This is a genomic window from Paraburkholderia phymatum (genome assembly GCF_040965635.1).
Lineage (GTDB): Bacteria > Pseudomonadota > Gammaproteobacteria > Burkholderiales > Burkholderiaceae > Paraburkholderia > Paraburkholderia phymatum_B.
In genome coordinates, this window is sequence record NZ_JBFRCH010000002.1 from 404,625 (window position 1) to 418,586 (window position 13,962).

9 protein-coding genes and 1 pseudogene are annotated in these 13,962 nt (G+C 59.9%); 2 read left to right on the plus strand and 8 right to left on the minus strand.

Annotated features, from left to right (window positions below):
* Nucleotides 1–425 precede the first annotated feature (425 nt).
* Nucleotides 426–551 (minus strand): hypothetical protein, encoded by a 126-nt coding sequence (locus tag AB4Y32_RS05255; protein WP_368720300.1) that lies wholly within the window; start codon nt 549–551, stop codon nt 426–428.
* A 1,455-nt stretch (nt 552–2,006) separates the two neighbouring features.
* Entirely contained in the window at nt 2,007–2,978 is a 972-nt protein-coding gene (locus AB4Y32_RS05260; protein ID WP_368720301.1) for a hypothetical protein, read from the minus strand.
* An 80-nt stretch (nt 2,979–3,058) separates the two neighbouring features.
* On the opposite strand from AB4Y32_RS05260, the gene AB4Y32_RS05265 reads away from it, so the two are divergent.
* On the plus strand, nt 3,059–3,499 hold the full coding sequence (locus AB4Y32_RS05265) for a hypothetical protein (RefSeq protein ID WP_368720302.1): 441 nt from the start codon (nt 3,059–3,061) through the stop codon (nt 3,497–3,499).
* Nucleotides 3,500–4,115: 616 nt separating this feature from the next.
* On the opposite strand, the gene AB4Y32_RS05270 is transcribed toward AB4Y32_RS05265, so the two are convergent.
* Together AB4Y32_RS05270 and AB4Y32_RS05275 are read right to left on the minus strand one after the other, a co-directional pair.
* Entirely contained in the window at nt 4,116–4,763 is a 648-nt protein-coding gene (locus AB4Y32_RS05270) for a hypothetical protein (RefSeq protein ID WP_368720303.1), read from the minus strand.
* Between the two features lie 1,006 nt (nt 4,764–5,769).
* Nucleotides 5,770–6,244 (minus strand): annotated as a pseudogene (locus tag AB4Y32_RS05275) (transposase); the annotation flags it as partial.
* A 622-nt stretch (nt 6,245–6,866) separates the two neighbouring features.
* On the opposite strand from AB4Y32_RS05275, the gene AB4Y32_RS05290 reads away from it, so the two are divergent.
* The gene (locus AB4Y32_RS05290) at nt 6,867–8,153 is read left to right on the plus strand and encodes an O-antigen ligase family protein (protein ID WP_368720304.1); all 1,287 of its coding nucleotides are present in this window, start codon (nt 6,867–6,869) and stop codon (nt 8,151–8,153) included.
* Between the two features lie 505 nt (nt 8,154–8,658).
* Here AB4Y32_RS05290 and AB4Y32_RS05295 read toward each other — a convergent pair.
* The 4 genes from AB4Y32_RS05295 to AB4Y32_RS05310 all read right to left on the minus strand — a co-directional run bounded on the left by AB4Y32_RS05295 (nt 8,659) and on the right by AB4Y32_RS05310 (nt 13,850).
* Nucleotides 8,659–9,642, minus strand: coding sequence for a glycosyltransferase family 4 protein (locus AB4Y32_RS05295; RefSeq protein ID WP_368720305.1), 984 nt, complete (start codon nt 9,640–9,642; stop codon nt 8,659–8,661).
* Nucleotides 9,639–10,598 carry an NAD-dependent epimerase/dehydratase family protein gene (locus AB4Y32_RS05300; RefSeq protein WP_368720306.1) on the minus strand — a complete coding sequence of 320 codons (960 nt, stop codon included), beginning with the start codon at nt 10,596–10,598 and terminating at the stop codon, nt 9,639–9,641. Before AB4Y32_RS05300 ends, AB4Y32_RS05295 begins: the two co-directional genes overlap by 4 nt.
* 75 nt (nt 10,599–10,673) lie before the next feature.
* Entirely contained in the window at nt 10,674–11,858 is a 1,185-nt protein-coding gene (locus AB4Y32_RS05305; RefSeq protein ID WP_368720307.1) for a glycosyltransferase family 4 protein, read from the minus strand.
* A gap of 102 nt (nt 11,859–11,960) precedes the next feature.
* Nucleotides 11,961–13,850 (minus strand): polysaccharide biosynthesis protein, encoded by a 1,890-nt coding sequence (locus AB4Y32_RS05310; protein WP_368720308.1) that lies wholly within the window; start codon nt 13,848–13,850, stop codon nt 11,961–11,963.
* Nucleotides 13,851–13,962 lie beyond the last annotated feature (112 nt).

Sequence of the window (13,962 nt, forward strand, 5' to 3'; positions counted from 1 at the left end):
GTTTACACGGGATCGAAGTTCAACAGCCTGTTAAAGAGGTAACCGTTCGATCCATGCGAAATCTGACGATAATGATGTGAGAAGCCGCTTGTAGCGCGCCTGTGCGGCCCCGCAACTTTCCGCCACTTGATCGATATGCAATCCGTTGATAACCCCACAACGGCGTCATGACATGCGCCGACGAGCGCGGTCTGCCTTGCGACCGTTGCGGTCCATGACCAGACCAAGTGCAGATAAGGCCAGAGCCACGCCAAGCGCAAAAAAACTGAAGCCCATGTGATCCTCCGTTTTGTGGATACGTGCGTGGTCGAAACGGCCAACGTGCTGGTGGCGCTCTTTCGGTGCGGTCGTGAAGGGCGCTCAGAAAAAGCGGCGCCCGAAAATGCGGGCCTCTATACGGATGAAAACCGGCAAATCAGTTCAGTTCAACGATCAGCGCGCGATACGCCGGTGCCGCCGTTGCCGTCGTGCTTGTGACCGCGACTGCTCATGTAAGCACCGTAGCCCAGAATCGGCGCTGAGAGAAACAGTACGAACAAACCGAGATTCATGGTCAATCGCCGTTCATGGAATTCATGCCTTGAAGAAAGGGTACCACAACGACGAGGACGCCCACGGCCTCGTTCAGGAGCTTGCTCCGTGCCGGGGCGGCCCCTGCCCACCGGGACGACAATTAGCGGAAGGCAAAGTCTCCCAGACTGCCTGCCTTCCCCCAAATCTTCCGTCGGCTCTTACCCCAGTCGGCGCGGCGCCATTGCATCTGGGCGGCGATCGTTGAAGGACAACGTTTTTTGCCAACGACCGACTCATACGCCTTCGGCGCTCGCTACTGCCAGCGTCGTTGCAGGCCTTTCGCATGTCTCGCCAGCGCTCCCGTCAGACCTGGCGCTATCAAAGCAACTCTGTCGATCAGGGAGCGCGACCGGTTATGATTTTTTCGTTTTGCTACTTTCGTCGAGCAAGTGGGCGTGGACGCGCTGCGTTTGTTGCATCAATCAACCGTCGCCCGAGATCACCTGATGGCATGAAGAACGATCACTGACTAAAGAGGTTCGTTATCCCGATTTACTCCGACACTCCCAGAGTCAGGGTGAAGATAGGATCTACCCGCCGGTTCGAATGTCCGGTCGTTCAGCTCACATCTCCGCCAGCATCTTTCGCAGCAGCGCCAGCCGTCGGAGCTGCGGCGGGACCAAATAAAATCTCTGTTCAATCTCTGCAATCCGGCTAAGCCAGTAAGACACGCCGAGACTAAGCTTCGAATCGAGGACGTCTGTATTGCAGAGATGGCGTACTACCGTTTCAAGGTGTTGTAATTCGGCGTCGGCTAGTGCCGCCCGTGATTTAGGCGCTTGGCGCACTGGGATCGCTGATGATCTGGGCTTCATCGCATGCCCCATGAACGGCCAAGGACGTCCAGCACCGGGTTGCAAAAACCCGTTCGTTGGAAAGAGACACACGAGGGCAATGACGCCAGCGCGACGAATGCGATGTCCGGTTTTCTTTTGACCACATGGCGGTGAAGCCGCATTACACATTGCATGGCACGTTGAAGTAACTTTCGTTAATTCATCATGCCCACGCCACGCCAAAGTCAAGGGAGCGGCGCCGGGCAGAGCGGCGCATGCATGGCACGACGTTCGACACAGTCAGGTGCTCACTGCGGCACGAGCTGTGCCGACGGCACAGGTGAGGCCGCTGTCAGCGCGAACGCTATCTGCAGGTCCGGAGGATAACGAAGAACCGGCTTCCCGTTTGCCTGAGAAAGGGCGGACGGGTGCGCGGGATGAGCGCAGACCGTCTTGCCGGTCGTATTGGCCGGCAACATGAGAAAGGTTGTAGCGCGTCTGCCGTAATTACGCCGTTCAACAGCAACAGGTCGAACGGGCAGAGCTGGCAAGTAATTTAGCGGCGGGTGCAGAGTGATCGCTCATTGAAGTGGACGCCGCTCATGTAGCTGGAGGCGCTCTGCCGGGAGGCAACGCCGCGGCACAACCGGGCTCGCCCTAGCCGCCGGAGCGACGACGCTGCGATGGCTCGACGAGTTGAAATAGCGTGGAATGCTTCTCTATTTCCTGATCCGCGGCGATTTTCCTGACGACCTTGTTAAGCGCGGTTTCCATTTCGCGACGATAACGGAGCAGAAAATCTGGATGATCGCACTCGATGATGAGTCGCCCTGCTCCTCTACCCTTTTTGACGCGTAGGCGTGAGAATGGCCCCAGCGGGACGTTCTCCCCATTTAGCTCACGCAGGACTTGCCCGGCCGTATACTTGTCCGCGATGTAGCGGATCTTGTTCGCACGCGCATCTAGCTCCCTGGTGTCAACCCTTCTTTCGATTGCAAGCAGTTTGCGTCCCACCGCGAACGTCAGCTGGCTTTCCCAGAAAAGCGATCTGACGCCAGGCGGTAGCTGTCCGATAGCGACGGCATCGCTTATCTTCCTTCGGGAAATGCGTAGCGCGCGGGAGCAGGCGCTGTAACTCGTCCATTCCCCGTCGACGATTCCACGATGGAATCGATCGGACAAAGCCATGGGTAACTCCTGTGACCGGGGAATGGGTCTGTCCTCCTCCCTGCCAGCCGACGCTGCCGCTTTCCTTGCTTCAGACATCCGGCCTTTTACCAGCGCGAGCACCGCCTTCGCGGGCAGCTGGATGCCGGCAGTAACATGCTGCCGGATTCGCTCATGTACCGTCTCAAGACCATCGCGCGCCATGACTTCGCGTATGACGCGCACGGTATGACTGCTGACCTCGGTGCGATCCGCGAAGATCGAGAGCAGTTCCTCTGGCAGTGAGCTCATTCGCAGCGCCATCGACAGCTCCGACTGGCTCACGTTGAGCGCGCGCGCCGCGGCAGCCTGCGTGGTCCATTCCCCGCTCTCGAGTCCTCGTTGATATAAATAGGTAACCAGGAAGCAACGGCGCAGGGCATTCCCCCGACGCGGTTCACTACGGCTTATGTGTTTTTTCACTTCTCCCCCATTGCGGTCGGCCAGTTCAGCGACGTAGCATTAAAATACGCGAAATGTCTGCAAGATGACGGTGCTATGAGGTGCAAAAAACAGCGTCTTTCGGCGAGACGCTGCTCAGCACCCAGCGAGCCCTCCGCCGTCGCGGGCTGCCAAAGCGACGTCGCAACGGCCCATTGATCGCGAAGGGCGATCAGTCGTACACGACCGTTGCCGGATCAGGTGTCTATTTTTTTGGGCATATTGGCCCAAGTGCCTGGTTTCACGAAGGAAACGACCTGATTTGCGAAAAACCATTGACTGCGCAGGCGGCCCGTTTTCGCAAAACTGCGCCGTCAAGCGAAGGCCGAGAAGACGTCAAAGACCGGAGCCAGATCACGGTACTGATTTTTTGGGCATATTGCCCCAAGCGCCTGATCTTACGAAGGAAGCGGCTTAATTTGCGAAAAACCACCGACCTCACAGCGGCCCGGTATTCGCATAACTGCGCCATACAAACGGCCCCTGAGCATCCAAAGGCATAATGCGGACTTCGGGCACCGTTGCGTTCCAACAGCGGGCAGAGCTGCGATTTACTTGCCGCTGACTTGCGAGAACCGCTGCGGATGTCGTAACAGCCTGCAAAAAGGTCGTGTATCAATGCGTGAGATTGCCGGGCAAGCGTCGCCGGCGCAAAGAGCCCGAAAAGCCACGCCGCGAGCGCCGTGGTCGGTATGATTATCCCACCCTTCGGTTCTGCGTCCAGCACTGCCGCAAGCGTCGCCTAGAACCAGTCTGGTAGCCCAACGGATCAAACAAGCGGTGACCGCTCCCGTCTTTTCGAAGCTACAGATTGGTCATTCGCCGGTCTTGGACAGAGAAAGTGGCCGACGACCGTCATGCGTAGAAAGCACTCGCCTTGACCGAACATCCAAGTCACTTGATGCCAAGATGTTTTTCTTCCGCACGATCTGTGAGCAGATAACCACACGCGCTAACAGAATGCCAGCGCCTGCTAAAGACGCACCGCCGGGCGTCGTCGAAGCGGCGCATATTGCGGAGACGCCCACGATTCTGCATCGGCTGCAACTCAGGGGCCTGGTGATTGCATGATCCAAGCTCGAGAACTTCTACCCTTTCCCAAGCTGGCGCGAACGTGCGTCACGTCTTCAGTACGCGCATGCATCCGATGAGCAATCGCTCCTGCATTACCTCGATATCGACGAAACGGGCTCCGCTGCGACGATAGTGTTCCCGCTTCACTCGAAAGAAATAATGCAATTCGCTTAACTTGAGAAATGAGGTTGATATATCCAGTCCAAACTCGCATGTTTCATTGTCGGACACTGCGATGCTCTCTATTGGGCAGTCGACGTCATCAAGGATGGCCCCGAGATAGTGAACGACCGGCGCGGTGTATCGAAGCGGGCACGGATGGAGTTCGGTCATCGCTCCAGCGGTACTGACCTGCAGCTTATCCTTATCAATGCTCCTATCCACCTTTCCCGCCCAGTCGATCTGACTGATCACGAATACTCCGATGGTGGTAACGGCTAAACAGTCGACGTGGACCGCAGGGCCGGCCAGACCGATCGACGTCAACACTGTCAGGCCCTCAAACAGGCGGTATTTCGACCCAAGCGTGGGACCCAGGACAGCATGCAGCTTCTGCGAAAAATCGATATATCTCAGGCGACGCTCCGCAGCTGTGGGGTCGTTTACTATTCCATCTGCATATCCGAGGATTGCGTGGGCGGGTATGAAGAAGTTTATGCGGATTCGTCCGCTTGTCGAGTAATGTTTAGTCATCTTGAGCTTTCCTGTCGTCCCATTGTCAACCTGGTTTGGCACACTGAGGTCCGGTCCCGGTCGTGCCAGCAATGATGATCGTAGCGCTGCCTAAGGACTAGCGGCATCCGGAATGGTGACGCTTTTGATAGATCTTTTAACCTGAGCTGTGCTGGCGACGATGTGCCTCGCTTCCTGTCTCGTATATTTCGATAGGTGGCTCAACGCTGGCTTCCCATCGCGCTCTGTCTCCCGGTCGCCCGTTTCTGCTGAGGCTTCATACTGCACGTAGTCCATACCTCGAACACGGACGGGCAGGCAGTTCTCGGGACTGCCGCGACCAGGACTGGTAAGCCATTCGTATCGCAGAGGCCATGAAGAGGCCAAGGATTCGACCAGTCCTTACACGGGTTTTTACGAAACAGAACCCGTTCGCCGCTTGCCGGCGAGCAAGAGCGAGATGCAGCCCCGTGGACATCGTCATGCTCGCTCAATGAACCCTGCTGCAAGGACAAACGGCGACTTTCCGAGTATCAGAAAAAAGAGCACAGCGTTTCCTGACACCCGACGTTTGGACGAGCCGGCTCACGGTCTTAACCCGAAAAGCTCCACAAAATCGCATAGCTTTACCTCGAGCACAGCGCTAAATCTGTAGCTGGTTCAAACTCCGGGCTTTTCGATCGGGCCTCGAGCCGTTCTGTCTTGCCGGCGTTTACAGCGCTGGAACAACTTCCAATCGCCGGAGCACCTTCTTCGCAAAAAGTAAGCTTTCGTCATTCCGCGTTTGTCTGCAAACATTTTCGCGCCGCAGCTCGATCTTGCGCGTGATGCGGTACGACGTCGAAAGCATCAGGCTCACGCAAACGATGTGCCGGGCGATGATTGTCACTGGCCTGACACCCGGGGGGTCGGGATTCCTGAAATCAAGGTGAAGCCGAAACGTCCAAGGTCATCCGCGCGAGCGAAGATGTGCTGTGGACGGTCGATACCACCCGCGATGAAATGGATAACGAACTACCTCGGCATGCTATGAACAGCCGCATCGCGCTTGACTGGTCGCGTCTCGCGAGAAGACCAGTGCTGCAACCGGAAGTACTGGCACAACGTAAACAAGCATAAGCATGGCGAGGGCCACGAAATGGAGCCCGGCAAGCGTTTCGGGTAGTCGTTCATAGTCCCGCGCGAGGCGGCGGAAGCGGTTGAGCCAGCTAAAAGCTGCGCTCGACCACCCACCACCGGGGCAGCAAATACAAAACCCTTCTTCGCATCCTGCAGTTTGATCACCTGCAGGTCAATGCCTTCTTTGCCTGCGGCCTGCGCGGCTTCTTATCCCTGGTCCGTGAATGCACCTTGGCCGTTTCTCCAGTAATTTCCTGCACCTGACGCGCAAGTTCTGCCACCTGCGCGCGCTCCTGTTCATTGGCCGGTGTCACGTGCATGGCCAGCAAATGTCCCAGCGTGTCTACGGCAATATGGACCTTGCTGCAGCGTTCGCGCTTATACGTGCGCGAAACCGAAGGCTACCGTGCTGCGGACTTCACAACCCTCGCATCCGGATACGAGCCTTTTGGACTGCTCGGCGTCGAGTTTCGTGATGTGCGGCGCGCCCGTCATCTTCCCGTTGGCGAGCGGCTGCCGCCCGGCGATTGATGAGCAGGCGAAGTTCGTTTTTGGATACGGCGACGTGGCTGCGTTGCGGGCGGCGATCGAGCGTGAAAACGTTAGCGGTCAATGCGCTTGCCACCGCCGGGCTTTACGACACGAGCGCGGCGGCCCACGTCGCGATGCTTCTGAGGCTCGCGCGATGCGTGAGCCGCGTCAATTCGCCGTTTGCGCGACCGGAATTAGAAGGCAACATGGTAAAATCAGCCGCTTCTGATTCAGATTACTGTCGCGAACGCCAACTCGGCGATCTCTCAATGAGTCGACCGTCCGGGCGAATCCGACCGCCGATACGCCGTGCCGCGACGAGCCGTTTATTTTTCGCCGCGAGGTGTCGTGGGTCCGCCGTTGCGACCGCAACGCCGAGACTTACATCGACTGGCACGGCGATCACGCCGCCTACATGGGCCGCCTGACAGTCGATTCCGTCTGCCGGACGTTGAGCGATGCCCTGGGAGTCTCATGAAAAACTTGGCGGCGCGCGGAGACCGCGTGCTTTGGGTTGCCTGCCCGATCATCCTGTTTGCGGTCATGTTCGGACACATGACCGCGATCGTCTATAACGGGCTCGCGCTGCTGGCCGTCGGTACGCTGTGCGCCGCATGCGCATCGGATGCGACGGCGCTGCGCCGCTGGCCACTCGTCCTGCCGATCTGCGCGTGGGCCGCATGGGCGCTGGCCGCCGTCGCGTGGTCGCGCGCGCAGCCCGTCAGCCTGCATCAGTGGTTCGACGAGATTCTCTATCCGTTCGTCGCCTTTTTCGGCTTCTGGGTCGTCGGCAGCCGCACACAGCGGCCGACGTCCTTCGTCGCCGTCACGTGGATTGCCGCCGCGTTGCTGGCTTTCACGAGCATCGTCAACTGGGGTCACCTGCAACCGCCCACGGCCGATACGTTCCTGCTCCACTACTACAACCGCGTCGGCCATACGAGCACGCTGGCCGTCTTCGCGATGCCGCTCTTCTCCGGCGTGATGCTGCGCGCGCGCTGGCGGACAGTCGGGATGACAGGGCTCATCCTCTGCCTGTTCGTCGGGCTCGCCACGCTCAACCGCTTCTTCTGGCCGGCCGCGGCGATCACCCTGCTGATCGCGCTGTCTCCGTTCTACCGCAAGCGGATGTTGATCGCGGGCGTGGTGTGCCTCCTCGTGGCCGCCGCGGCGCTCGGAAGCCTCGAACTCAGCGCGCGGCTGCGCTACGGCGACGCGGCGCCGCGTCCGGCGCAAGGCGATTTCCACATCGGCGGACATCAGATCTACCTGCCGCCCGCGCTGGTGGGCATCGGCGACACGGTGTCGAACGATACGCGTCCCAAGCTGTGGGCGTTCTACGAGCGCGTGGGCGCGGAGCACACGTGGACGGGTATCGGCTTCGGCAAGCCGCTGCCCGGCATCGCCTATAAGGAACAGATGCCCGCGAGCCTGCTCGCAGTCGAGCCCCTGGCGCTCACGCATGCGCATAATCTGTTCATCAACACGTGGCTGCAGACAGGGATCATCGGCCTCGCGCTGCAATCCGTGCTGCTGCTCGCGCTCGTCGCGCGCTTCTGGAGCCTGCGCCATGTCGAGCCGCTCGTCAGCGCAGCGGGCATTGCGCTCGTCGCGGGCATGCTCACAAAGAACCTGACGGACGACTTCATGTGGCAAACGACGATCCTCGCTTTCTGGTCTTTCAGCGGCCTGCTGCTGGGAATCGGCGAGCAGCTCACACTGGACAACGTCGCTACGGGACTGCCGGCGAGTAATCAGTGAATTACTGGTCAATATACATCGTGCATCTGGACGCGTAACGATACATTTGGCAATGTAAACTAATATAATCGGCACTTCGAACCGTTTCCCTCCACAGCCCGGTAGCGTCACCGCTATTGTTAGCACTGCTCGCAACCAGAATATTCCTTGGTCGAACCAGCTCCGAATCAGATGCGCCATGGCAAACCGGCTCGCTGCGTAGTGACTGACGAGCGCGTCGCCTCCTGCCCCAGGGGTGCGTCAATGTCGGGGATCGATCGAATGGGAGAATCCATGATGCAGCATGTGGGATGGGGCGCGTGCTCGAGCCTGCCGCGGCTGAGTGCACAGCCTGTACGGAACGGCCAATCGCGCATACCGCGCGCCCATCGATCCCGTCGCGACCGGCTGAAGGTGTTGGGTACCGTCGCCGCAGTCGCGGCGCTTTCGACGGTCGGGCATAGCAACGGAAGCGTGCCCAACCTATGCAAGCCAGGATTCTGAAAACGCAACAGCTTGCAGCCGATCAGCGCTCGCGCGCAGTCCAACGTTGATCGATGCGCCATCCAATAACAGCCAGCACCAGATACCAGCATGCCACCATCGTCCATTGTGCTACGACGGGCAGTTTCAATGCGAGCAGCGCAACGGTGGACCCGACGAGCATTAACCAGTAATAAATCAGCGCAACACGAACATGCGTCGCCCCCATCTGCACCAGCCGCTGATAGTAGTGCTGACGATGCGCTTCCCAGACCTTCTCTCTGCGGGACAGGCGACGCAGCAGCGTAGTCGTTGAATCTGCAATGAACGGAGCGAAAGCGAGTGCGGGAAACCAGAGCGGCCACGCGCCGTGTTGCCAACCCCAGTAGCCCAGTGCACCGGCCAGAAAACCCAGTGGAATCGAGCCCACATCACCGAGAAAAATGCGCGCGGGCTCGAAGTTCAACAGCAGAAAACCGATCGCCGCGCCGGCGATCGCCATCGCGCAGACGGCAAGCCCCGGCTGCGCTCCCGCCGCCGCGAGCGCGTAAGTCCCGAATCCGAACACGGCCATACCGCCGGCCAAACCGTTGGAGCCATCCATGAAGTTGTAGAGGTTCACCAGCCACACAATCGCAATGCAAGCCAGCACACCCAGCCACCAAGGGAGATCAACGGCCGTCCCGATGACCACGGCGGCCGTGACCACGGTATGCGCGAAAAAACGCACACGCGCCGGCAAGCCGCGCCGGTCGTCAATCTGCGAAACGACGGCGAGTATGGCCGCTCCCAGCAGCGCGACGCGAAGCGACGGCGCCGCTAATGCCCCGATGATGAGCGCGCTCGGCAAGATACCCCATCCGCCGACGCGCGGCACTGGTCGGTGATGGAGCGAACGTTGGTTGGGGATGTCTACCGCGATGTCCCATGCCCAGCCGGTTTTAAGCAGCGTCACAAGAATCGCAAAGGAGATGACGGCTGCTATCAGCAGAACTGCTGCGAGCGGTGCACTGGAAAATGGCGTCATTGCGTCTGGCCTGCATTGAAAGCACGCGCCGTTTCTGCGAGCCCTTGCGCGACGGTCCACGGCGGCGTCCAGTCAAGTTCGGCGCGCATACGAACGCCACCAACGCGCAACGGACTCGTGAGACGATCGACTTGCGCCACCTTGCCCGTCACGCGCCCCACGCCGCGCAACAGGCCGACGGGCACAGGGATCAGTCTGGCTGGTCGGTCAAGCGCGACGCCGATCGCGCGAGCCATGCCGGCAACCGTCAGGTCCTCGTCATCGGTGACGTGGTAAACGCCGTGAACGGGACGCGACGACGTCGCAAGCGCTCGCAGCGCATCGGCGAGATTGTCGACATACACCATGCTGCGACGCGCCTCGACCCTGCCTATCGGCAGAGGGATACCACGTGCGATCGCGCGCATCAGGCCCAGGAAATTCGCACGCACGCCGGGGCCGTAGACGAGTGGTGGCCGCACGATGGCCACTTCCAGCCCGTGTGTCTGCCCGAACGCCAGCAGCGCCTGCTCGGCTTCGAACTTCGAAATGCCGTAGGGGTCCGTCGGTGCCGGCTGGTCGTCTTCGCGCCAGGGGCGTCCCGGCTCTCCCTCGCCGAGCGCCTTGACGCTGCTGACGAACAGAAAGCGTCGCGCGCCTGCCTGAAGGGCCGCCGATGCGGCATCCAGCGTTCCTTTGACATTGACAGCGCGATATTCGGCAAGCGGATCAGTCGCAGCGTCCTGCATCACGTGCACGCGCGCCGCGAGATGCACGAACGCATCGATGGGTCCAATCGCAGGGTTTCCGCGCGCAACGCTTGCGAAATGGTCATCGGGGATCACGCGTTCGACCACGCCTTCTTCCATGCACGACGGGCGGCGCACGAGCGCGGTCACGCCATGCCCGGCATTCTTCAAGATCCGGCATAACGCGCGCCCAACGAAACCATTTGCGCCGCTAACAGCGATCTGCATGACTCTCTTCCTCTCTGGCCAACCTGCCGATCTCATACCGATCTGCGTCAAATTGCATGCGCCGACGGAATTCATCTATGCGGCAATCGATCGATACACGTCGTACGTTCGGCGTACCGTCGTGTCCCACGTGAGCTGAGACGCGCGCGCCAATCCCTTCGCGATCAAAGTAGCGCGCAGCGCTTCATCGTTCAGGAGGCGCTCGAGTCCTGCCTCGATGTTCTCAATCGAGCACGGATCGACTTCGAGCGCGGCGCCCGCAGCGACTTCCGGCAACGAAGTCGTATTCGAGGTCAGCACGGCAACGCCGCTCGCCATCGCCTCGGCAACGGGCAAGCCAAAACCTTCGAACAGCGATGGATAGGCGAACACTGCAGCCGACGCGTACAGCTTCAGCAGCGTTTCCCGCGGCACGTACCCCGGCAAGATGGCCTGCTTCGCCTGCGCCAGCCGCTCGATATCGCGCAGCAGCGCGGTATTCATCCAGCCGTCGGCGCCGATCAGCACAAGCGGAAAGGCGTCCCGCATATCGGTGGGCAACTTCGAGAAGGCGCTCACGAGTCGCGGAAGATTTTTGCGCGGCTGCAGCGTGCACACCGACAGGATGAATCCCCGGTACCGCAGCCCCAGGTCGGTCAGCACCGGCTGGCACTCCTCTTCGCGATGCGGCTGAAAACAGGGCTCGACGCCGAGAGGAATCGCCACGACCTTGTCTTCAGGCAGACCATACACCTCGATCGTGTCACGTCGCGTGTATTCACTCACCGCAATGACCTTACGCACCTGCTTCAGCGTGTCGGGCAGGTTTCTGTCCAGATAGTCGACGGCGGCTTGCGGATGGAACTTCGGAAAATGATGATGGGACAGGTCGTGGATCGTCACGACGCTTGGGCCCGCATACGGTGACGCGACGAAGTTCGTCTCGTGATAGATGAAGCCGCGGCGTGCGTACTCGGCGCGCAAGCTCGCCGACTTGATCCGCCGCCACACTGTGCGGCCGTGATAGACGCCCGGCAAGCTGCGGGCTGCGCGCAGCAGACTCGCCTTCAATCCCTCACTGAATTGCGCGCCGGCTTCCAGCGCGTCATGTCCGGAAATCAGGTCCGTCACACCGCTGCGGTCGTAGTAGTTGGAGCCTATCCATCCGCCCATTTCTTCGACATCGTCCCGATCGAAGAGGCCCTCAAGAAGGTGCTGTGTGTAATAGCCGACGCCGCTTCGCGGAGGTCTCAGGGAATTCAGGTCGTAAAGCAGTTTCATTCGAATTGAGAGGGGGCCAGTGAACGCAAACCCGTCGCGCATGACGCAACGCTGCTCACCAGACGAAATTTCGGGAAAAACCAAACGACCATCGGCCGCACTTCAGCTGCCTGCCACACGTGCCTCGTTGATCGACGTGACACTCCGCAGTACCGGCGCGGTCGTTGGCTGATATTCCGCCACCCAGCGGCGCAAGTCGCGCCTGACTTCGTCGTCGCCAGGGACACGATGCTGCATGAGCCATGGCAACAACTCGTCCAACAGGTTATCTGGGACTTCCCGTGCCTTCGCGATCCGAAGTTTCGGGTGCGGTGTACGCGTGGTGGTCTCGTCATCGGCGAGAAGCTCTTCGTAGAGTTTCTCGCCAGGCCGCAGTCCAGTGAACACGATCCTGATCTGTTCTTCGGTAAAACCGTAGATACGGATCAGATCGCGCGCCAGATCGACGATGCGCACAGGCTGGCCCATATCCAGAATAAAGATCTCGCCGCCCTGGCCCATGCTGGATGCCTGCAACACGAGTTGTGAGGCTTCAGGAATCGTCATGAAAAAGCGCGTGATCTCGGGATGGGTGACGGTTACGGGTCCACCCTTGGCGATCTGCTGCTGAAACTTGGGTATGACGCTGCCCGCGCTACCCAGCACATTACCGAAGCGGACCGTTTCAAACTCGGTGCGCTGCGTGGTTTGCTGCAGCGCTTGACACGTCATTTCCGCGAGCCGCTTGCTCGCGCCCATGACGTTGGTCGGATTCACAGCCTTGTCGGTCGAGATCAGCACGAAATGACGTATATCGTGACGAATGGCGGCGCGTGCAACGCGATAGGTCCCCAGCACGTTGTTGCGCACGGCCTGCCACGAATTCAGTTCCTCCATCAGCGGAACGTGCTTGTAGGCGGCCGCGTGAAAGAGGATATGCGGAGTATAGCGGGACAGCACCTGATCGAGCAGCAACGAGTCTTTGGCATCGCCGACGATGGGAACGACCGAGACGCCCGGAAAACGGTCACACAATTCCTCCGTCAAACGGTACATGGCGAACTCGGAGATATCGAACGCGATGAGTTGTGCGGGTTCGAACCGCAGGATTTGCCGACAAAGCTCCGAACCGATCGACCCGCCCGCCCCCGTCACCATGACAGTCCGCGCGCGCAGCAGCGCTTCCACATGTGGCGTGTCGATCCGGACAGGCTCGCGTCCAAGCAGATCTTCGAGATTGATCTGGCGCACGCGAGACATGAACGCCTGGCCTTCAGAGACCGTCGTCAGCGCTGGCAGCACCATTGCGCGTACACCGGCGCGCACGCATAGCGTGGCTACACGACGCTGCGCATCGACCGTGGCAGACGGCATGGCGATGATGACGTGCTCGACGCGCAGCTCGGTCGCCCAATGCTCCAGGTCCGACGTCGCGCCAAGCACCTTGTAGCCGTAGATTTCGCGGCCCTGCTTCGAGCGATCGTCGTCCAGAAGTCCCACCAGCCGCCATTCGCCTGACCTGGACAACTCCCGGGCAATGCTCGCCCCAGCCGTCCCGGCACCAAGCACGATGACCGGTTTGCCTTGTCCAACAAGGCCGCCGTATCGGTAGAACTCCTTGGTCGCACGATAAAGCGCGCGCGAGCCGCCCATCGCCAGAAATAGCAGCAGCGGCGAAACCACGAGCACCGAACGCGGAATGATGGGCACCGGCTGGAACATCACGGCGCACGTCATGACGAGCAACGCGCCGGAAGCGACTGCCTTCGAAATCCGCATCAGGTCGGGCAGACTTGCGAAGACCCACATGCCGCGGTAAAGACCGAATACGCGAAACATCGCCGCGTACACGACGACAACCCACAAAAGCGCACGCAGGCCGCCATGCAGAAAATCATGCGGCACGCTGCCATTGAAGCGAATCGCGTAAGCCACGAGCCATGCGACTGTTACGGCGCAGATATCGAATCCGAACGCACAAAACGACAGCCACTTGGACTTGAATCGAAGCATTCCCGTTAAATCCCAGGTTGTTCAGAACGGTTGGATGAGATGAGGTCGCCCTTGCCGCTTCGTATGGAACACCTGCGAGTTCACCTTCTACCAGCTTCTCTCCGGGCCCAAT